This is a genomic window from Subtercola sp. Z020 (assembly GCF_002931235.1).
Classification (GTDB): domain Bacteria; phylum Actinomycetota; class Actinomycetes; order Actinomycetales; family Microbacteriaceae; genus Subtercola.
Map to the genome: position 1 here is coordinate 1 of NZ_PSTT01000097.1, position 19,631 is coordinate 19,631.

The following is a 19,631-nucleotide window of genomic DNA, read 5'->3' on the forward strand; positions in this document are numbered from 1 at the left end:
CGCGAACGGTATCGCCTTCAGCCGCTCACCCGGCCAGGTACTCAACGTCGTCTACCTCAACAACAAAGCCGTCACCAAGGGCGGGTTCTTCCCCTCCGGAGTCAACGGCGCCGTCAACACCAGCGCCGCCAACTAACACCCGCACCAAACCCTCAGGCGGGTCGCCCCGAATCAGAAATGATCGGGCGGCCCGCCGTTGGCATTTTCCGCGGGAACCTCACACGCTTGCGAGTAAGCCTTCGCTCGATGCATGCGCGAAGACATCAGTGCATTCAAGACGACTACAGATAAAGGACGGCTTTTCATGCTCGGTAACCTTCAGGGCTGGCATCTGATCATCATCCTTGCCATCGTGCTCCTTCTCTTCGGGGCACCCAAGCTTCCCGGCCTCGCCCGCAGCGTCGGCCAGTCGATGCGTATCTTCAAAAGCGAAGTGAAGACGATGAAGTCCGACGATCCGGCTGGCGAACAGACCAAGCCTGAGCCCGCCGGAACAGCGACGACCACGAACAACCCTGCTGCTGCAAGTGCGACGAACGTTACAACGGCTGACGTTGACTCCGTCCAACATTCCGCCTCCAGGTAAGTGACCGTTCGTCCTGAGGCGGGCACCCGCCCCAAGAAGAAACCAAACCGCGACGGACGGATGTCCCTCGGGCAGCACCTCGTCGAGTTCCGCAAGCGCATCTTCCGCGCCATCCTCGGCATCGCTGCGGGGGCTGTAGTCGGGTGGCTACTCTCTGACCAGATCCTGCTAGCGCTGAGCGCACCCGTGAGCGCGATCACCAGCTCGCAGGGAAGGGCAGCCTCGCTCAACTTCACCGACGTGTCCCAAGCGTTCGACCTGCGACTCCAGATCGCCATCACCGTCGGCATCGTGCTCTCGTCACCCGTCTGGCTCTACCAGATATGGGCGTTCCTCGTACCGGGCCTGACCCGTCGGGAGAAGCAGTACGCTGTCGGGTTCGTGCTCACCGCCGTTCCCCTTTTCCTCGCCGGCTGTGCCGCGGGTTGGTACGTGCTGCCCCACATGGTGTCGATCCTCACGGGCTTCGCCCCGCAGGACACGACAAACATCATCAGTGCGGGAACCTACTACTCCTTCGTGCTCAAGCTCGTCGTCGCCATCGGCATCGCGTTCGTGCTGCCCGTCCTACTCGTACTGTTGAACTTCGCGGGCATCCTCAGTGCGAAAGCAATCCTGAAGTCCTGGCGAATCGCCATCCTGGTCATCATCCTGTTCTGCGCCATCGCCACACCCTCAGCCGACGTCTTCTCCATGTTCCTCCTCGCCATCCCGATGATCGTGCTGTTCTACTCCGCCGCCCTCATCTCCTGGATCCACGACCGCCGCAAGGCCAAGGCGCAGGAGAAATTCAACGCCGAACTGGTCGTCCCCTAAAAAACAATTCGCCCCTGTCGAGGTCCTGTTTGCGGCGACCTGATTACGTGGCGCTAGAGTGCGGGGATGGGTGCTGAACCTGCTCGTCGCGTGATCCGGCTTTCCCCCGACTATGGCAATGTGTGGTCGCTGTGGGAGAGCAGCACCCCCGAACGCCCGACCAACTACTCGATGCAGCCAAGCGACTACCGGCTGTCCGAAGACCTCACCGACAGGCTACGGCGCTGGCATCAGGAGTGGGACGCGCAGCGTCTCTACGAACAAAGCTGGGACACACCAGAACAGCAGGAGCGCTGGAACCAGGAAGGTCTCGCGATCGCTCATCAGCTCCACTCCGAGGTTCGACACTTCGCGGACGTGTCGTATCGAGGCGAACTTCTAGCCTGAAGGGAAGACCCATTCGACGCCCCCTTGGTCTTATCTGCGTAGCGGGTGCCGTGAAAGACTCAGGGGCATGAAATCGACGGGCCGCTCCTCGCTGGCGAGGGTGGTGGTGATTGGCGGCGTCCTAATCGTCTCGGGCTGCGCATCTACGCCAGGGGCGAATGTCTGGAACGGGCCGGCCGCCACTCTCTCTGGACGTGTATTTGACACCTCCGGCCAACCCGTCGGTCATTGCACCATCAATCCCGGCGGAAATTACACCAACGAGATGCAGACAGTCAGTGCACCCGACGGGAGCTTCACGATCAGCCTGCCCGGCGGCCTCTACAACATCGAAGCCAACTGCCGCGACTACAACGAAGCGTTTCTTGGCAGCGGCACCACACCCGTCGAAGTAACCAACGCCGATCCCCTCACGGTCGAAATCACCATCACGACATAATGGACCGGCCCCGAGAACTTCGTTCCATCCCGTCGTCGGACGACCGTCCCGCCTCTTCTACTCCTCCAGCAATGACGTGACTTCTTCCAACTCGTCGACGATGCGGTGTCTTTAGTAAACACTCGAGAATCGCTCCTTACACGCCGCGTGGGTGCTCGTCGCGCTGGTGGTTTGGCCTGATAAATCGGGGCTGAGGACACGCCTGGCCCCGCCGCTGAGCTGTTGAGCACACCGCAGATCCGGATGTAGGCGACCCGGTCCCTCTGACCCTCGGCATTCGGCAACTACCATTTCGTTATGACCAATGATCCCTCGATCGAAGACGTGTCGGCAGGCGGCGAGTCGATTCGTTTGGGGCACATCCTGAAGTTCACCGGACTGCTTGACTCCGGCGGGGACGTGAAAGGCGCCATCGTCAGCGGCCGGGTGATGGTGAACGGGGAGGTTGAGCGGCGGCGCGGCAGGCAGCTGCACGTCGGCGACATTGTCAGCATGGACGAGCGGAGGCTGCGCGTCTGCCCTTAGCGCGCCGCACTCTCGCTCGACCCCGGCGCGATCTACGCTGAGGGGTTCTCCCGCAGCCACGCAACGACCTGCTGGGCGTGGGTGTTCGGCGGAAAGATCGGGTAGAAGACGTGCTCGATGCGCCCGTCTCGGACGATGAGCGTCAGGCGTGAGTAGAGCCGGTCGTGCCCGGGGGCCCGGAAGGTGGGCAAGTTCAGCGCTTCGGCAAAGCGGAATCGTTCGTCGGAGAGCATGGTGAACGTTAGCCGCAGCCTGGCTGCGACTTCTGCCTGGTATTCGGTGCTCTGGCTGGAGATGCCGTAGACCGCACCGACCCCGAGGCCCCGCAGGTCTTCGTGGTGGTCACGGAAGTCGCACGCCTCGGTGGTGCACCCGCGCGCACCGGGAATGGAGTCCCAACCCTCCGGAAGGTCTGTTCCGGGTCGCCCCGTGAGGGGATAGAAGTAAATGACAGTTCTGCCTTCCCCGACGTCGGCCGTGCGCGTGCTCGTTCCGTCCGTGGCAGGCAGGATCAGGTCGGGAAGCTCGGCGCCGACGAGGTGGGCGGCGGCACCGTCGTCGACGGGTACGGGCAGGTCGGTGGGCAGTTCAACGAAGTCAGGCACGGTGTTCTCCAGAGAAATGGTGCGGCATGCGGTCGAATCTAGTCTGTCGACCTCACTGATCTGCGTTTCGTGACCTCCGCCTAAGTTCTGGATCGAGCGCGATGCCAACGGTGAGATCGTCGGCAGTACGGGATTCGAGCTCAGCACCGACCGCATGCACGTGCTGATCCGCAGCGTCGCGGTTGCACCGCAGTTGCGTGCCGCGGGAGCCGGCTCGAGACTCGCGCGGTATGCGATGGACCAGGCACACGCACTGGGAGCGACTCGGGCGTGGCTCTTCTCGCGCAGGTCCGGCCCTTTCTGGCAACAACTGGGGTTTGTCGGAGCAGACAAATACGAACTCGCAGCGGCCCTATCCGAAACGCACCAGGTACGCCTCTTCGTCGAAAGTGGGCAACTCGAACGCGAGATCGCATGGTCACGATCGTTGGAAAGCGCATCGAGGTGGAGCTAGGCGAGGTCGGACTGGGATTCAGCTCGCCTCGCACGAATCGCAAGTTTCGGCGACTCTGTTCGTCCCGTAAGACGTCCATCGAAAGGCTTTACCACTGGTTTTTCCCCCGCCCACACAGACCAATCCTCTACATTCCCTACCGTCCAGCGGCGTAGTGGTTGGCGATCGTGGCCGGGCTCAGCACGACCGTGTAGACCGCCGCGTACCGCATGGAGCCGGTGAAGAAACCGGTCGTGCCCGGAGTGGGCCAGCCGCTGAGGTTGCCGCCGCCGAAGCGCCACCAGCCGGCGTGCGCCTCCGCCGTCGTGTAGCTCGTGTTGGCTGCGACGTTCTTGCCGTCGACCCAGAGGTTCATGCCGGTCGACGCCGAGAACGTGGCGATGACGTGGTGCCAGAGGTTGTCGTCGTAGTCGAGCGGGCTCGTGATGGTCTGGAGTCCGTTGTTGTAGGTGCCGAAGATGAGCTGGCCCGTGGGGTTCAGGTAGACCTGTCGGTCGTAGACGCTCGATGTGCCGGTCTGGTTGTTCTCGAAGCCGACGAGTTTGCCTCCGCCCACGCTCGTCTTGAACCACGTCTCGAGGGTGAAGGTAGCTGGCGTCGTGACCTGGGTGGGCGTCGAGAGGTAGCTCGTGGTGCCGTTCAGCACGTAGGCGCCGGTCGTGTCGCGCGGGCAGGCGATGGGGGTGGTGGTGGCTCTGGTCATCGACCCCTGGTAGGTTCCGTTCGCCGTGCGACCCGACGCGTCGAGCGCCGTCGTCGCATTCGTAGCCTCGGTCAGGGGGTACTGGAACAGGGCGTTCGCCTTGTCGGCCGCGTAGGCCGCCGCGCAGGTGAAGTAGGGCGCGGTCGCCGCGGTGTCGACCGAGTTCGTGATCTTCGCGATGTAGGCCGAGTTGGTGCCGGGCGCGAACGCCGTCAGCGCGCAGGTCGCGGCGAGCAGCACGGTGAGCAAACCGCCTCCGACCATACTGCGCCAGCCCCGGCGCCTGGGCGATCGCGAGGAGAGGGCGGGATGCTCCGCGTGACGCGTCACGCGGGCGCCTCCTCGTTCTCGGCCGGCAGTCCGACGACGATGCTCCAGAGCAGGGGAAGCGCGCAGATGGCTCCGAGAATGATCCAGCCGACCAGCGACATGTTCAGAGCCGACGACAGGTGGTACTGGCTCGTGTCGGCCAGGCTCGGGATGTCGATGTCGCCGACCTGCCCGGTCACGAGGTCGGCGCTGGTGCCCCCGACGGCCTGCACGCGGATCGGCAGGATGCCCGTCGAGACGACGGTGGCGTGCGCCCCCGTCTCGTCTGCGTTGGTGCTCAGTACGACGACGCCGATCAACGGACGGAGGATGTATGCCGCCGCCGCGACCACGAACGAGAAGCCGGCGATCCGCACGGCCGAGCGGCGCGCTGCGGTGTGGAACATCGACGAGAGGAACCAGACCAGCACGGCACCGATCGCCACGATGGGCAACGCCTTCACGAACCATCCGGCCGCGGGGAGGATCACGGCGGCCTCGCCGACGATGTCGGTCGGCGCGAGCATCCATGGATCGATCGCACCGTTGATGTCGCCCTGCGTCGAGATGCCCTGGTCGGTGACTTTGATGACCCGGTGGGTGAAGGTCTCGTTCGGTGCGGTCGGCGGGTGGAAGGTGATGATGTCGCCGACCGCGACGTGATGCGTGGGCGTCGTGAGCATCAGGGTGCCGACCGGCGCTGTCTCGCCCATCGAGGGTGTCTGAACGATGAACCAGCGGCCGCCGGCGAGAAAGAAGAGAAAGGCGGCAATGAGGATGCTCGCGAGCAGTGTCACGGCCAGGGCGAGGCCGATGCGAACCGACGCCGATACCGGCGTCTGGCGGCCGACCCAGCGGCGCGGCCCGGAGTGGGCGCCCTTCGACCTGACGGAGGTGAGTGCCATGCGACTCCCCCTTCTTCAGTCTGCGGTGGTCGGTTCGGTGATTCGGTTCGGTGCGGTGGTGCAGATCGTGACAGTGACGTAGTGGTCACAGGGCTGTCGCGGGCGGCCCTCGAGGTTCCGGGCTGCCCGCGACGCGGGTGTCGAGGGGCGACTAGCTGCCGAAGCTCCAGGTCATCGGAACCGAAGCCTGCAGGCCCTGGTACGTGTTGCCCGCGGTCGAAGCGAGAGTGACGGCGAAGGTGAAGGGAACGCTGGCGCCGGCGGCCGGGGCGGCAGGCATGGTGAAGGCGGAGGCGGTTGCACCGGCGAGCGAGGCAGCGGTGCCGCTGAAGACGGTGGTCGCACCCGAGGTGATGACGACGTTCAGCTTCGAGCAGAGGTCGGTGGCGGTGCCGTTCAGCGTGCCCGAGTTGGTCTGGGTGCAGGCGGCGCCGGGAGTGAGCGTGAAGGTGGTGGCAGCGACGGTGCCGACGTTCTTGATCGTGATCGGGGTGGTGACCGTGTTGCCCGGCGTCATGGTGCTGCTGCCGCCGAACTTGTTGATCGTGGAGCAGGTGGCCGCGTTGGTCGAGACCGAACCACCGTCGGTGCTGAGGCAGGTCACCGTGGCGCCGGCGTTCTGCTCCTGCATGACGAGGGCGCCAGTGGCGGCGGTGTTCTGGGAGTTGGTGATGCTGGCGACGAAGCCCGACATGGTGCCGGTGAGGCTCAGCGAGAGCAGTACGGCGCCGGCGACACCCGCGACGACGGCGATGGGTGCGAAGCGACGGCGCTTAGCTTTGGAGACGGAAGCGTGTGAAGACATGTGGATGACCCCTAGATGAGAATGAGTGGAGTGTTGCCCCATAGAACACCCGGTGGGATCTACTTCATTGGCAAGCACCTTTATTATGAAGTAAATTATCCAGTGACTCAATACCCTCGTTGTGGGGGACGCGGAACGGCCGAGGCGAAGCCTACGATCGAAGCTCGCCTTCTGTTCCTAGCGGAAGGCACAGGACTGAGGTAAAATCATGGCTCTCGCCAGAGGAGACGAAAAGATTCCCGAACCCAGCCTCCGCAAACTCGCTGTGCGCGAGTCCGCGGTGCGGCAGTTTTTGGCGGCGCTCCACGAGCTCGACACTGAGCACCGCCGCCTGAAGTCGAGTTTCGCAAGGCACCTGGGGCTGGCCCAGACCGACTACTACGCACTCATGTTCATCGCCGAAGCACAGACCGTCACACCGAAGCAGCTCGCAGCGAGCCTCAACTTCACCACGGGTGCGACCACGGCGATGATCGACCGCATCGAGAAGCTCGGGCTCGTGCACCGCATCCCGAATCCGGATGATCGGCGGAGCGTCTACCTCGAGCTGACGGCCGCCGGCATCGAGGCCTCGACGTGGGTGACTGACCGATACCTCGAGATGGCCCGCGCCGCCCTCACCCTCGACAGCACCACGACTCCCGAGCACAAGATCGACGTGCTGGCGCACGCCACGGATGCGATGACCGCCACGGTGGCGTCACTGCAGAGCGACGAGACCTCGGCCGACTGAAGCCGGCGCCTTCCGCGCCAACGGGGCAGGCCCGAGGGTCTCTGGTCGGCACAACAGGTGGAGGGCTAGGCCGGCTGGCCCGCCAGCTCGGTGACACGCCCACCCTTGATGTGCAGCCGGCGCTCGGCCCGTCGGGCGACGCCTGAGTCGTGCGTCACGATGATGAGCGTCAGGCCCTGGTCGCGCCAGAAGCTCTCGAGCAGGTCCATGATCTCGTCGCGGGTCTCCTCGTCGAGGGCACCGGTGGGCTCGTCGGCCAGCAGCACGTCCGGCCGTTTCACGAGTGCGCGGGCGATGGCCACGCGCTGCTGCTGCCCGCCCGAGAGCTCGGCGGGCAGGTGGGTCAAACGGTCGCCGAGACCGACGCTGGCCAGGGCATCCTGCGCCCTCTGCCGACGGTCGGCACCCGAACCGGGCAGCGGTGCGAGGGCCGTTTCGACGTTCTCGAGCGCGGTCAGCGTCGGAATCAGGTTGAACCCCTGAAAGACGAACCCGACCTCTTTCGCCCGGATGGCGGCCAACCTGTGGTCGCCGAGCTTCGACAGCGTCGACGAGCCGAGCTGCACGTCGCCCGACGTGGGCCTGTCGAGCGCGCCGAGCATCTGCAGCAGCGTCGATTTGCCGCCACCGGTCGGTCCCTGGATGGCGACCATCTGGCCGTCAGGGATGCTCAGGGTGACGTCGTCGAGCGCGACGATCTTCTTCTTCGTGGTGTTGTAGGTCTTGGTGACGTTCGTCAGTTCGTACATGATCTTCTCCTCGGGAGTGTGGAACGGGGTGGGGGCGCACCGGGGAACGGGTTGGTCATCGCCGGTGCGCAGGCGCGGGGTGGATGCCGCGGGGCCTAGCCGACCGATCGAAGCGCCTCGGCGGGCCGCAGTCGCGCCGCGCGCCAGCCGCCGATCGCACCCGCCAGAAGCCCGCCGAGCACGGCCAGCCCTACGGCGACGAGGATGATGCCGAGCGTGACCGGCGCCTGCAGCGTCACCGTAGTGGCCACCGCCTTCGCGGCCGCACCGAAGCCGCCACCACTGCGACCGCCGCTCGCGCCGCCGCCGATCGCGGTGGTCGCCGCGGCCGAACCACTGAGGGTCGGAGCGACGATGTTGACGATCAGAATGCCGACGAGGCCCACGGCGATGCCGATCACGCCGCCGATCAGGCCCTGCACGACAGATTCGCCGGCGACCTGACTGACGATGCGGCGGTTGCTCCAGCCGATCGCTTTCAGAGTGCCGAACTCGCGGGTTCGGCGGGTGACGCCGGAGATGGTGAACAGGATCGCGATCAGGAACGCGGCGGCGAGCACGATGATCGACAACCAGGTGCCGAGGTTCGCGACGAGCGACGAGGCGGTCGAGAGCGATCCGGAGACCGTCGACGCCAGGTCGGCCTGGGTGCTCACGGTGGCGGCCGGCAGCGCGGTCTGCAGGGCGGAGGCGAGCGAGTCGACGCCACTCGACGAGGCGGCGGTCACATAGATGTTGCTGATCATGCCCGCATTGCTCGACAGGGTCTGGGCGACGTCGAGGGGGATGTAGACGTTCGAGGCGGTCTCGCTGTCGGATCCGCTCGACGAGACGGTGCCGACGATGGTGAAGGTGGTACCGCCGATGTCGATGGTGCCGCCGGTGGCCAGCGACGCGCTGGTGGCGTAGCTGGCATCGAGCACGGCCGTGTCGGTTCCGGCATCGGCTGCCGTCAGCAGGCGGCCGGTGGCGAGAGTCACGGCCGAGAGCGGGCCGACGGATGCTCCGCTCGGGTCGAGGCCGAGAACGCTGAAGTTGTCGACGTCGAAAGAGCTGCCGCCCGCACCGTCTGCGCCCCCGGAGGGACGTGTGCCGCCGGCCTCAGCGCCAGGCTGGCCGGCAGTGCCGGTGCCCTCGGTGCCGCCGGTCGTGCCGGTCTGGGTCTGGTCGGGCAGCTGGCCGTTGAAGGTCATGTTCGTGAGCGAGAGGGTGCCGGTGGCCGCCTGCACGCCGCTCGTCGCTTTCACGGTGTCGAGGTCGGTCGCCGCGAACACGGTCTCGGTGCGGCTCGTGGTGAGGGTCGACTGGGCGAGCGTCGTGGTGCCACCACTGGTCTCGCCAGTTCCCGATCCGAAGCTGAACCGGCCCGGATTCGCACCAGCGGTGGGTGCGGCGGCAGCCTGATGAATGGTGATGTCGGTGCCGACCCCGTACACCGACGAGAGCACAGCCGCCTGCGCATTCTGCACTCCCCCGGAGATAGAGTTGACGAGAATGACGAGGCCGATGGCAAGCGCCATGCCGATCGAGATGATGAGGCTCTGTTTTCGCCGATTGACGAGCTCTCGCCTGAGGTATGTGCCGAACATGTGGCTCCTTCGTAAGTGGTCTGCCACGACACTACGAAGGCGCCCTATCCGGGTTCTATGCCGCCCTTATGAACCCGCTATGCGCGACCGAGCTGCACGAACACTAGCCCGTCCATCACAGACGAGTTGAGGACGCGATGGCATGCCTGGCGGAGATGCTCCACGCGTCCTGGAGACCATGGCGTACCCTGCGAACAGTGAAATCTTCTTTCTCTCTGTGACCCAGAGGCCCTTCAGCGACACCCGTTCGCTCCTCCGACGAGGGGCGGTGGTCTCGTGCGCCTGGAAGGGGAGCTCCCTGCGGAGTTCCCCGTCACCCCGGCCCCCACTCGACGCCACCCCAGAAAGACGATTCACCTTTGAGCATCAACACCTTTTCCGAACCGGGCGCTGATCACCGCTCCGCCCTTCGCGCGAACTGCGCGGACTGCTTCGCTCTCTGCTGCACAGCGTTCGGGTTCCAGACGTCAGCAGACTTCCCGATCGACAAGCCGGCAGGCACGCCCTGCGTGAATCTGGCAGACGACTTCTCCTGCTCCATCCATGAATCGCTGCCTGCACGCGGTTTCCGCGGATGCACCGTCTTCGACTGCTTCGGCGCGGGGCAGCATGTGTCGCAGAACCTGTTCAGCGGAAAGAGCTGGAGGGAACGCCCCGACACGAGTGCCGACATGTTCAGCACATTCGCTGTCGCCCGGCAGCTGCACGAAATGCTCTGGTACCTCGTCGAGGCATCCGAACGGACAACCTCGTCGGAGCTCGCAGCGCCGGTCGCCGGGCTGCGAACCGAGATCCTGGAAATATTGGACGGCGATGCGTCCGAGATTCTCGCATCCAACGCAGAATCGCTCCGCACGAGAGTCCGGCGCGCGTTGATCGACGTGAGCGAGGAAGCGCGTGGCGGCTACGACAGGAGCGCTGACTCTGACACTGACGTGCATCCTTCAGCAGACCTGGCCGGCCGCGACCTCACTGCGCGACGACTGTGCGGAGCCGATCTTCGCGGCGCGTACCTGATCGCGACGGATCTCCGAAACTGCGACCTGGCCGGCGTCGATCTGCTCGGCGCAGATCTCCGCGACGCCCGCCTCGACGGAGCCGACCTCTCGAAAGCACTGTTCCTGACGCAAGCGCAGGTCAACGCAGCTCACGGCGACCTCCACACCACCCTGCCGCCCGCCCTTCATCGACCAGGCCACTGGCTCAACGCGACCTTGCCGCTCAAGCTTCGTGCGAACGGAGGAACTCGCCCTTCTGCAGCCCGGCATCGTCGGAACTGACAGAACCGCGTCCGGGCATCCACTCCTCCCGTTCAGGCCCCCGGCTGGGAAGAGTTTCAGTTTCAAATCTGCACGTTTCCTGTGCCTGCGGTATGCACACAGTCGGGTCAGGGCTAGCGTGGGAGAGGAGTGTGAGGAGGCTCGCAATGCTGTTGTTCTGGTTCGTCATCGGTTTCATCGCACTACTCGTTCTGCTGATGGCGCTTCTCCTGATTCGTCAACACCGGTCGCACGACACGAGCGAGAGCATCGACCGCCGTGACCTTCCCGACGGCGGAGATTCGCTCGGCAAGGAATATCGAGCCGGCGTTCACCGCGGCACTGGCGCAGGGCCGATCGGCTTCTGACGCAGCAGATCCCCTCCCGGCACACCACGCCCGCGTGACGGCCGGCCCCAATGCAGCCTGGCGTTCTAGGTTTCACGGAGGGCTTCGGCCGGGGGGATGGTGTTCGCCCTGTGGCCGGGCAGGATCGAGGCGAGAACGGAGAAGACGACGGCTCCGCCGAGTGTCGCGACCAGGAACCATGGCGAGAGCACGGGTGGGGTGAAGCCCTGGATTCCGAAGGTCGCGTTGGCGCCGACGAACCCGTAGAGCACGCCCAGGATGACGCCGAGAGCCGCGCCGACCACCGCCACGATGACACTCTCGGCCAGGATCATCCGCCTGGCCTGACCAGCGGTGAGGCCGAGGGATCGGAGGACGGCGATCTCACGGCGGCGCTGCAGCACCGACATGCTGAGGTTGCTGCCGAGCCCGATCGCGGCAACGAGAACCGAGAACGACGTGAGAACATCGACGACGATCAGCATCACCGTGACGAACTGGGCGACCTGGTCGACCTGGACCTGGTCTCCGAAATAAGTGCGGAGCTGGGCGAGGTACATGCCGCCGGCCACAGTGAACATGGTGATCAGGGTGACACCGATCAGCACAGAGACGACCGTTCGAGCAGTACGCACGGAGTTCAGACGCAGATTCGCACCGGCGAGGACATATTCGCCGCCGCCTCGCAGCCGTCGGCTGATGGCTTCGATGAGGGGCACGGTGAGTGCGGGTGCACCGACGATCACGCCGACGATCGAGAACACGCCACCGGGGAATGCGACCAGCAACCCGGCCGGTGAGCTCAGACCGGCCAGAACACCGAGCGCCATGAACACAAGCCCGGTCGAGAAGAGCGCGATCCCCCACCCCCGACGCCGACCGACACCAGAAGAGGAGGGCAGGCCACTGGCCGAGCCGCTGTGCATGGCGGCGGCTTGGGAGACCACCGCGACTCGTCTCGCACCGACTGACGCCGACAGCGCGGAGACGACAACGCACACCACGGCTGGCAGGAGAACGATGTGCGCACTCCATGCGAAGCCAAGCCCTGCACCGTACGCCGTGTTCACGACGGCGATCGCAGCCGTGGACAACAGGATGCCCGCGGTGATGCCGATCGCTGCTCCTGCCAGTCCGACGGCCAGTCCATCCAGTCGAGACGCGCGCCGGACCTGCCGCGAGGTCGCGCCCACGAGCCGCAGGAGAGCGATGTCTGTGAGCCGGCCGGCGTAGACCGTGGCGAAGGTTCCGGAGATCACGATTGCGGCGGTGAGAACGGCGATGCCGAGAAACACCGCTCCGACGGAGAACAGTGCGATTCGCACCAGCCCTCCCCCGTCCACCCCGGAACGTTCCAGCACGCCGACGAACACCTCGATCGATTCCAGCAGCAGCACGGCGAACGCGGCCACCACCGCCACCACCGCCACACTGGCCGCATAGCGACCAGCGGATGTTCGGAGTTCACGGAACGCCCAGAGCCTCATCAGGCGGCCTTTCCGAGAACCCGTTGGGCGATCTGCTCCGCCGTTCCCCCAGCCCAGTCATCCACGATCACGCCGTCGTGCATCCGCACGACCCGATCGGCGATACTCGCCGTTCCGGAATCGTGTGTGATCACCACCACGGTCTGGCCGTCTTCGACCGACGCGGTTCTCAAGAGGGCGAGAACCTCCGACCCCGAGGCGCTGTCCAGCGCCCCCGTCGGCTCGTCGGCGAAGATCACCTCGGGGCGAGTGGCCAGCGCCCGCGTGATCGCGACGCGCTGCTGCTGCCCGCCGGAGAGCTCACTCGGCCGATGCTCGAGCCGCTCCACCAAACCGAGACGCTCGACCACAGCATCGATCCACGCCTGCCTTTCGGCGGTGACGCGGCCGCCGGCCAGCAGGAACGGCAACCGGATGTTCTCCGCCGCCGTCAGGGCTGGCAGCAGGTTGAACGACTGGAACACGAACCCCAGCCGCTCACGACGAAGCAGCGTGAGCTCCTCATCGCGCAGACCGGTGAGCTCCTTCTGGCCGAGCCACACCCGACCCGCTGTGGGAGCATCCAACCCAGCGAGCACCTGCAGCAGGGTGGATTTGCCGGAACCCGACTGCCCCATGATGGCCGTGACCTGACCGGCCGCAATGTCGAGGTCGATTCCTCGCAACGCCTGAACCGGCGCCTCACCGCGCCCGAAGGTCTTCGTGATACCGCGGGCAGAGACAGCGACAGCGAGATGCGTTTGGGAGGTCATGCTTCCACGCTAAAGACGCTCAGGAAAGACCGGATCCTGCCCCGGGACGATCTTCCCCGCAGCGTCGATCCGATGGTGTCCCCGGGTACTAGTCTCGACGCCGACTACCCCAGCGGTGAGAGGTGAGCCGCGCCGCGCAGTGAGATTCCGGCCCGGCCTCGTACCGCTAGGCTTCCAGCATGTCTCCCGTACGTGATTGATCAGTGGCCGCGCCCGCTTCGTGGCGCCCTGCCCTGATCCACAATCACTTTCGCGCTGTCGGCGCGCTTCTCTCTGGAGCTTTCTGCTATGTCGTCCTCTCGGACTGCACGTTATCTCGACGTGCTCGCACTCCCCCACGTTCCACTCACCTTCGGCCTCGCGCTCCTCGGCCGGGCGGCCTATGCTCTGGTGCTGCTGCCCCTGCTCTACGCGGTCACCGACGCCACCGGCTCCATCGCCCTCGCGGGCCTGGCGGTCGCAATCTATGGGGCGGCCGCCAGTTTTCTCGCACCCCTTCGCGCCTGGTTCATCGACCGCTTCGGCGCCCGCCCGGTTCTCGCCATCCTCACCAGCATCTTCGGCGGCACCATTCTCGGCCTCGCCATCCTCTCTCTCGCCGGAGCCGACGGCGCCCTGCTGATCGGCCTCGCAGGAGTCGCGGGTGCCGTCGCCCCACCGCTCGGCCCGACGATGCGAGTGGCCTGGGGCTCCCTCGCCCCCACGCCCGAGCTGCTCCGCAAGGGGCTCAGCCTCGACTCGGTCGTCGAGGAACTGCTCTACCTCGCTGGGCCGGCCGCGGCCGGTCTCGCCCTCGCGATCATCGCCCCGGGTGCGGCCCTGGTCGTGCCCGCCGCACTGGTTCTGGTGGGCGGGTTGCTGTTCGTCTGCACCCCGACCGTCGGGGCGATGACATCTCACTCCCCACACGATCCGACACGGAAACAGGCTCGGTCGCTTCTGTTCCAGCCCCGGTTCGTCGGGTTGCTTCTCCCCGTTCTCGTGGCCGGCACCGTCTCCGGCACGATGAGCGTGGCGATCCCGGTGGCGCTCACCGACCACGGCGGATCAGCCGCAGCCGGCGTCGCACTCGGCCTGTTCGCGGGCGGTAGCGCTCTCGGGGGCCTCCTCTACGGCGCCCTCCGAGTGCCGGGCTCGGCAGCGAGACAGCTCGTCGGCCTGGCCTCGCTGCTCCTGGTCACCTCATCACTCGTCGCTCTGACGAACGGATTCCTCGCGGTCAGCATCGTTCTGGCGGCGGCCGGCCTGTTCTTCTCCCCGGTGATGATCGTCGCCTACGTCGCAGCCCACACCGCCGGCGGCGAACACCAGCGGAACGCCGCCACCACCTGGGTCAACACCAGTCACAACATCGGAGGCGCCGCCGGAAGCGCGATCGCCGGGGTGCTCATCCAGTCCGCCGGAACACCCACAGCGATCCTCGCCATCGGGGCCGCCGCCGCTGTTCTCCTCGCAACGTCGGCACTACTGGCCCGAGCAACGCCCCGCTAGCGATCAAGACGTGTCGGTCAGCGATGCTGCTTCTTCCAGGCATCCAGAGCTTCATACTCTTTCGCGACAGCCGCGAAGGGGGCGCTGTGGGCGGCCAGCTCGAAGACCTGCTTTCGGTAGCTGCGGCGCAAGGGCAGGCCGAGCGTCGTCAGCTTCGTCAGCTTCGTCAGGGTGAGGATGGGAGACAGATCCGGGTCGAGGATGCGTGTGCCCGGCAAGGTGAGATCCGTCAGTTCTGACAGTGGAGTCACCCACGAGACGTTCGGGAGGTCGCAATTCCCGTCCGATGCCGGCGAGGCATTCCCGAATCGCAGGGTGCGGAGCGTCTTCACTTCACTCAGCGTCTCGAAGTCGTGAAGTCGGTGCGCCTGAGAAACGGTCAGTCGCGTCAGTTCTGGCAGCGCCGTCAGGGGTGCGAGTCTCAGAAGCCCGGTCGCACCGTTCAGCGTCACGTGGTCCAGTCGCTGCAACCCGGCGAGAGCGGCGATGCTCTCATAGGGTCCCCATTTCACCTCGAGCGACCGGAGCTGGGGCTGGCCCGCCAGAGCGTCCAACAGCTCCTGCGGAACCCGAGAAACGAGCCGCAGGTGGGTGATGCTGGTGCGGGCGGTCTCGAAGAAGTTCACCCACTCCCCGAGAATGCGCTGTCGATCCCTCGCCGTGACAGCGCGCGGGGGGTCGAGCTGAGTGGCGGCGACGCTCACCGAGGACTGGTTGTCGTACTGATCGACGTGCCACAGGGCCGTCTGCGGCCGGGCGTGCTCATCCATCGGCCGTTCCTCCCCCACCGTCGCTCCCTCCACTGCCCTCGAGTCTGACACCATCGGCCTCGTGCGGGGGTGCCGAATGCCCGAGCTACCCGTGCACCTGCGCCGCCGCCACGAACAGCACCGCCGGTCCACCGAAGAGCACGAGAACACCGAGGGCCTGCGTGATCCGCCGCCACACCGTTGCCCGGCTCTGGATGCGGCGGGCCTGCTCGCCCGCGCCGCCCGCCCTGCCCGCACCGCCCGCGGGGCCCGCACCCGTGTACCGGGAAGACGACTGCGAGACCTTCCGCCCGACCGTGTTCATAACGTCGGCGACCGCCTGCCACCAATCGGGGTCGACGAGCACGTCGAAGTGACCGCGCGTATACAGGTAAAGCCGATCATCCACGATCTCGACATCGAACCAGGACGCATTGTCGATCAGCAGCGCCATCACGTCGGGCGTCAGAACGTAGAGCGCTTCCTGCTGCACTCCCTCCCGTGCGTAGGTGTCGAAATACCTGTCGAAGTCGCCTTCGAGCAGCACGCGTTCGTCGCTGGCAAGGGAGAACGGCATGCCCGCCCCGCTGCGCTTCGAATGCAGCCAGATGTTCGGCATCGACCGCGGAAGCGGGATCTCGGCGAACACCCAGTCCTGGGTTCTGGCGCGTTCGGAGAAGCGGTAGTACTGCACATGACCGACACGCAACTGGGGACGCTCCGACACGAGGAGCGGGGCGACCACAACCGCCCTGCCTCCGGGCGGGGCGAACATCGTGCCGCGGAAACCCGGCACCGAATTCCCCGCGGCCCGCACGCCCGCGACCGACGCCGCCCATTCGAGCTTCACGCGCATCCGATTGTCGCGTGCGAACCGGCGCAGCAGGAACAGCCCCGTGAGCTGGTCGTCGAGGCGACGATACGGCAGGAGATCGACGATGGGTGCGACAACGAGTGCGACGCCGGCGAACAGCATCAACAGCACGATGAAGCGCGAACCGGATGTCGGCAGCAACGCATCGGCGTGGAACACCCGCAGCCCCAGCAACAGCAGCGTGTTGAGGGCGAGACCGACCACGAGGGTGGCGAGGGCGAGGAACGCGATGCTGGTCCGGAGGCGTTTGAGCCAGAGGGTCGGGTTGTCGGCGGTCCAGAACTGCTCGATCTCCCTCCGCGGCGGCAGACGCTCGAGGGCCGTCATCTCGAAGACCGTGAGCTCGGGGGCCGCTGACATCCACCCAGCCTAGAGAGAGCCTGTGCGAGCGCGGTACCGTGGTCGAGGGGAGGTAGATGATGTTTCTGGATGACTCGGCGCAGGTGTACGCGTTTCTCGGCGGCTTGGTCGCTCTGGCTGCTCTGACGTGCGCGGTCGGAATCGCGATCGTGCGTCGCCGCTGATGGCCGCGCGCGCCGGGATCTCGGCTCTCGAGGCCTGACTGGTATCGAATTTCGTGCTTTTGGTATCGAATGTCGATATGGTCTGCGTATGCACCCCACGAGACCGCCATCAGCCAGACAGACCAGCATCGTGCTTCTCACCGCTGTCGCGGCAACTCTGACCGGCTGCACGGCGGAGTACCACGGGTACGACAGCGGAATCGACGACGTGCTGTGGCGTCAGATCGCCTCGTTCGAAGACCCGCTCTCCGCGGGAATCTACGACCCTCTGGACGAGACGATCGGCATCGCCCACACTCTGGTTCCCGACGAGTATCCGGCGCCGGTCGACGACCCTGCCACCTACCTCGCCGGCATCCCGGCACCACGGTGGAACGGGTCGCCGGATGCGCTCCCCCAGCTCGAGCTCCGCGACGGGGGCGCGATCCTCTACGACGTCGCCTCGGTGAGCCGCACCGCGTCGTTCTCGATCTTCATCGCATCCGGCCCGCGCGCGCTTCCAGCCACAACGAACAGTCATATCTCTCACGGACCCAGCGAGGTCTACACCTGCTACCAGATCGACGTCGACTTCGACTCCGAACTGCCGCCCACTGCAGACCGCACCGTCTTGCCGGCGTGCCCGCCCGCACTCGTCGGCCAACTCGCCCGCGACGCCGCCTTCGCCAGCGCAGAAGTCTTCGACGGATGAGCGCGCAGCCGAGGAGACAGACAGCGGCACAGCCGTGAACCTGATGCTCTCCGTCGTGGACCGTTTCGGCGTCGTGGTCCTCGTGACGCTGCTCGCGGGCATCCCGCTCGGCGCAGCCCTCGCCTACGGACTGGGCCGGCATCGCGCGCGCAGCGGGTGGCCCGTCTGGTGGGCGAAGCGTTCGGCGATCGTGGAGGTCGGCATCGTGCTCGGAACCGCACCGTGGGTCTGGATGATCATGACCCCCACCGACGGACGGAGCGGGGTTCAGCTCACGCCGTTCCAGGACCTGGCTGGCGTTCTGAGCGACAGGGACGCCGTCGTGCAACTCGGTGGAAACCTCCTCGTCTTCGCAGCGCTCGGCGCCCTCCTCCCCGTGCGTTTCCGTCTCGGCCCTCCGCCAGTGGTCGTGCTCGTCGTCGCGCTCGTCGCCGCGTCGCTGTCTGCCACCCTCGAAGCCCTGCAACTCCTCCTGAGCCTCGGCCGCATCACCTCTGTCGACGACGTCATCGTCAACGCTTCTGGCGCCGCGCTGGCGTCACTCGTGTCGATCAGGTGGTGGCGAAGGCCGACGGCGTGAGGGTCGGCGGCGACCGGGTCCAGTAGCGTGGCAGCGTGAACTCCGTCGAGCAGTACCTCCGCGCGTACGATGACCAGCTGCGCACCGATGCCGAAACGCCCAGCGCTGTCAGCGTGACGAGGCTCGGGCCAGTGCGCCTGGTCACGTTCGCCGGCGGCCGCGGCTTCATCACCTATCGCGACCTCGGTGACGCTGACGCCGGTGAGATCGCCGAGCTGGTGGCGAACGGTCTGGAACACTTTCGCGCCGACCCGGCGATCACCCGCGTCGAGTGGAAGACCCGGGGGCACGACCGCGCCCCGGGACTGCACGAGGCCCTCATCGCCAACGGGTTCGTGGCGGGCGAACCCGAATCCATCATGATCGGCCCCCTCGAAGCGCTGTGCGAAGACGTCCCTGTGCCGGCCGGTGTCACGGTCCGGCGTGTGACGACGGAGCCCGAGGTGCGGGCGATGAGTGCGATGGTGGACGAAGCTTTCGGCGACAGCGTCGACACCCGGATCGCCGATGCCCTCCTCGCGCGCCTGGGTCGCGGCGACGGAATGGAACTCTGGGTGGCGGAGGCCGACGGCGTGATGGTCTGCGGCGGCCGCCTCGAACCGGTACCGGGCACAGATTTCGTCGGCATCTGGGGTGGTGCGACGCTCGAGGCTCACCGCGGTCGGGGAATCTACCGCGCGCTGACGGCCGCGCGAGCCCGGTCGGCGCTCGACCAGGGCAAGAGATTCGTGCACAGCGACTCGACCGAAGACTCCCGGCCCATCCTCGAGCGATCCGGGCTCGTCAAAGTCTCGACGACCACGCCGTACACGGTGCTGCTGGATGCCGCTGGCTAGTCTCGGGGTGTGGAAACTCTCGTACGCTCACGCCTGCCACCTCGGGCCCGCATCGTGCAGGCGATCTGGATCATCGGATACTCGGTCGGCACCATCACGCACACTCTGGATCTGGTACTGGGCGGCATCGACGTCTACTCGTCCTTCCCCGTTCCACTCCGCCTGTTCTGGGTGCTGCTGACCGTTCTGGATCCGCTTGTCGTCGCTCTCATCCTGCTCAGAAAGCGTGCCGGCGTCATGCTCGGTGTGGGCGTCATCGTGCTCGATGTCGGAATCAACGCCACCGTCTACGCCACGATCGGCGGTCTCTCGCTCTTCGGCCTTCAATGCCAAACCGTGTTCGGAATCCTGATCCTCACCACGGCCCGACCCCTGTCGCGCTGGTTCAGCGCCTTGAGGGGCAGGTGAGCTCTCGTTAGAGTTGCCCGTCGACGCA

23 protein-coding genes and 1 pseudogene are annotated in these 19,631 nt (G+C 66.1%); 14 read left to right on the top strand and 10 right to left on the bottom strand.

The window, feature by feature from the left end; genetic code table 11:
* Window positions 1-250 precede the first annotated feature (250 nt).
* The 5 genes from tatA to C5B96_RS12415 all read left to right on the top strand — a co-directional run bounded on the left by tatA (window position 251) and on the right by C5B96_RS12415 (window position 2,753).
* The gene (gene tatA, locus C5B96_RS12395) at window positions 251-586 is read left to right on the top strand and encodes a Sec-independent protein translocase subunit TatA (RefSeq protein ID WP_369826478.1); all 336 of its coding nucleotides are present in this window, start codon (window positions 251-253) and stop codon (window positions 584-586) included.
* Window positions 587-1,402 carry a twin-arginine translocase subunit TatC gene (gene tatC / locus C5B96_RS12400; protein ID WP_369826479.1) on the top strand — a complete coding sequence of 272 codons (816 nt, stop codon included), beginning with the start codon at window positions 587-589 and terminating at the stop codon, window positions 1,400-1,402.
* A 66-nt stretch (window positions 1,403-1,468) separates the two neighbouring features.
* Complete coding sequence (locus tag C5B96_RS12405) at window positions 1,469-1,789, top strand: hypothetical protein (protein WP_146078168.1); 321 nt, start codon at window positions 1,469-1,471, stop codon at window positions 1,787-1,789.
* A gap of 67 nt (window positions 1,790-1,856) precedes the next feature.
* A complete protein-coding gene (locus tag C5B96_RS12410) occupies window positions 1,857-2,228 on the top strand; it encodes a carboxypeptidase-like regulatory domain-containing protein (protein WP_104245677.1) in 372 nt (123 codons plus the stop codon).
* 297 nt (window positions 2,229-2,525) lie between these two features.
* On the top strand, window positions 2,526-2,753 hold the full coding sequence (locus C5B96_RS12415; RefSeq protein WP_104245678.1) for an RNA-binding S4 domain-containing protein: 228 nt from the start codon (window positions 2,526-2,528) through the stop codon (window positions 2,751-2,753).
* A 32-nt stretch (window positions 2,754-2,785) separates the two neighbouring features.
* On the opposite strand, the gene C5B96_RS12420 is transcribed toward C5B96_RS12415, so the two are convergent.
* Window positions 2,786-3,358, bottom strand: a complete 573-nt coding sequence (locus tag C5B96_RS12420) for a peroxiredoxin (RefSeq protein ID WP_233189184.1) — start codon at window positions 3,356-3,358, stop codon at window positions 2,786-2,788.
* 88 nt (window positions 3,359-3,446) lie between these two features.
* Between C5B96_RS12420 and C5B96_RS12425 the strand changes: the two are divergent.
* A pseudogene (locus C5B96_RS12425) lies at window positions 3,447-3,812 on the top strand (GNAT family N-acetyltransferase); the annotation flags it as partial.
* A 136-nt stretch (window positions 3,813-3,948) separates the two neighbouring features.
* On the opposite strand, the gene C5B96_RS17410 reads toward C5B96_RS12425, so the two are convergent.
* The 3 genes from C5B96_RS17410 to C5B96_RS12440 form a co-directional block, all read right to left on the bottom strand.
* Window positions 3,949-4,779, bottom strand: a complete 831-nt coding sequence (locus C5B96_RS17410) for a LamG domain-containing protein (RefSeq protein ID WP_158507177.1) — start codon at window positions 4,777-4,779, stop codon at window positions 3,949-3,951.
* Window positions 4,780-4,841: 62 nt separating this feature from the next.
* Window positions 4,842-5,729 (bottom strand): S26 family signal peptidase, encoded by an 888-nt coding sequence (locus C5B96_RS12435; protein ID WP_104245681.1) that lies wholly within the window; start codon window positions 5,727-5,729, stop codon window positions 4,842-4,844.
* Between the two features lie 151 nt (window positions 5,730-5,880).
* Entirely contained in the window at window positions 5,881-6,534 is a 654-nt protein-coding gene (locus C5B96_RS12440) for a hypothetical protein (protein ID WP_104245682.1), read from the bottom strand.
* A gap of 208 nt (window positions 6,535-6,742) precedes the next feature.
* Between C5B96_RS12440 and C5B96_RS12445 the strand changes: the two genes are divergently transcribed.
* On the top strand, window positions 6,743-7,267 hold the full coding sequence (locus tag C5B96_RS12445; protein ID WP_104245683.1) for a MarR family winged helix-turn-helix transcriptional regulator: 525 nt from the start codon (window positions 6,743-6,745) through the stop codon (window positions 7,265-7,267).
* A 65-nt stretch (window positions 7,268-7,332) separates the two neighbouring features.
* Here C5B96_RS12445 and C5B96_RS12450 read toward each other — a convergent pair whose 3' ends face one another.
* Together C5B96_RS12450 and C5B96_RS12455 are read right to left on the bottom strand one after the other, a co-directional pair.
* Complete coding sequence (locus tag C5B96_RS12450) at window positions 7,333-8,016, bottom strand: ABC transporter ATP-binding protein (protein ID WP_104245684.1); 684 nt, start codon at window positions 8,014-8,016, stop codon at window positions 7,333-7,335.
* 95 nt (window positions 8,017-8,111) lie between these two features.
* On the bottom strand, window positions 8,112-9,605 hold the full coding sequence (locus tag C5B96_RS12455; protein WP_104245685.1) for an ABC transporter permease: 1,494 nt from the start codon (window positions 9,603-9,605) through the stop codon (window positions 8,112-8,114).
* A gap of 359 nt (window positions 9,606-9,964) precedes the next feature.
* Between C5B96_RS12455 and C5B96_RS12460 the strand changes: the two genes are divergently transcribed.
* Window positions 9,965-10,885 carry a pentapeptide repeat-containing protein gene (locus tag C5B96_RS12460; RefSeq protein WP_369826480.1) on the top strand — a complete coding sequence of 307 codons (921 nt, stop codon included), beginning with the start codon at window positions 9,965-9,967 and terminating at the stop codon, window positions 10,883-10,885.
* A gap of 146 nt (window positions 10,886-11,031) precedes the next feature.
* Window positions 11,032-11,232 carry a hypothetical protein gene (locus C5B96_RS12465; RefSeq protein ID WP_104245686.1) on the top strand — a complete coding sequence of 67 codons (201 nt, stop codon included), beginning with the start codon at window positions 11,032-11,034 and terminating at the stop codon, window positions 11,230-11,232.
* A gap of 65 nt (window positions 11,233-11,297) precedes the next feature.
* Here C5B96_RS12465 and C5B96_RS12470 read toward each other — a convergent pair whose 3' ends face one another.
* Both C5B96_RS12470 and C5B96_RS12475 read right to left on the bottom strand, forming a co-directional pair.
* Window positions 11,298-12,698: an ABC transporter permease gene (locus C5B96_RS12470; protein ID WP_104245687.1), complete on the bottom strand. Its 1,401-nt coding sequence runs from the start codon at window positions 12,696-12,698 to the stop codon at window positions 11,298-11,300.
* Complete coding sequence (locus tag C5B96_RS12475; RefSeq protein ID WP_104245688.1) at window positions 12,698-13,450, bottom strand: ABC transporter ATP-binding protein; 753 nt, start codon at window positions 13,448-13,450, stop codon at window positions 12,698-12,700. The genes C5B96_RS12470 and C5B96_RS12475 overlap by 1 nt, the downstream gene beginning before the upstream one ends.
* 321 nt (window positions 13,451-13,771) lie before the next feature.
* Here C5B96_RS12475 and C5B96_RS12480 point away from each other — a divergent pair, with 321 nt between their 5' ends.
* Entirely contained in the window at window positions 13,772-14,941 is a 1,170-nt protein-coding gene (locus tag C5B96_RS12480) for an MFS transporter (RefSeq protein WP_158507178.1), read from the top strand.
* A 17-nt stretch (window positions 14,942-14,958) separates the two neighbouring features.
* On the opposite strand, the gene C5B96_RS12485 is transcribed toward C5B96_RS12480, so the two are convergent.
* Together C5B96_RS12485 and C5B96_RS12490 are read right to left on the bottom strand one after the other, a co-directional pair.
* Window positions 14,959-15,711 carry a hypothetical protein gene (locus tag C5B96_RS12485; protein WP_104245690.1) on the bottom strand — a complete coding sequence of 251 codons (753 nt, stop codon included), beginning with the start codon at window positions 15,709-15,711 and terminating at the stop codon, window positions 14,959-14,961.
* A gap of 85 nt (window positions 15,712-15,796) precedes the next feature.
* Window positions 15,797-16,924 carry a hypothetical protein gene (locus tag C5B96_RS12490; protein WP_104245691.1) on the bottom strand — a complete coding sequence of 376 codons (1,128 nt, stop codon included), beginning with the start codon at window positions 16,922-16,924 and terminating at the stop codon, window positions 15,797-15,799.
* 294 nt (window positions 16,925-17,218) lie between these two features.
* On the opposite strand from C5B96_RS12490, the gene C5B96_RS12495 reads away from it, so the two are divergent.
* Genes C5B96_RS12495 through C5B96_RS12510 form a run of 4 tightly spaced genes read left to right on the top strand, consistent with a single transcriptional unit; the run spans window position 17,219 to window position 19,603 of the window.
* Window positions 17,219-17,779 carry a hypothetical protein gene (locus C5B96_RS12495; protein ID WP_104245692.1) on the top strand — a complete coding sequence of 187 codons (561 nt, stop codon included), beginning with the start codon at window positions 17,219-17,221 and terminating at the stop codon, window positions 17,777-17,779.
* A 43-nt stretch (window positions 17,780-17,822) separates the two neighbouring features.
* The gene (locus C5B96_RS12500; protein ID WP_104245712.1) at window positions 17,823-18,359 is read left to right on the top strand and encodes a VanZ family protein; all 537 of its coding nucleotides are present in this window, start codon (window positions 17,823-17,825) and stop codon (window positions 18,357-18,359) included.
* Between the two features lie 35 nt (window positions 18,360-18,394).
* Window positions 18,395-19,195: a GNAT family N-acetyltransferase gene (locus tag C5B96_RS12505; protein ID WP_104245693.1), complete on the top strand. Its 801-nt coding sequence runs from the start codon at window positions 18,395-18,397 to the stop codon at window positions 19,193-19,195.
* A 9-nt stretch (window positions 19,196-19,204) separates the two neighbouring features.
* Window positions 19,205-19,603, top strand: a complete 399-nt coding sequence (locus tag C5B96_RS12510; RefSeq protein ID WP_104245694.1) for a hypothetical protein — start codon at window positions 19,205-19,207, stop codon at window positions 19,601-19,603.
* Window positions 19,604-19,631: the final 28 nt, after the last annotated feature.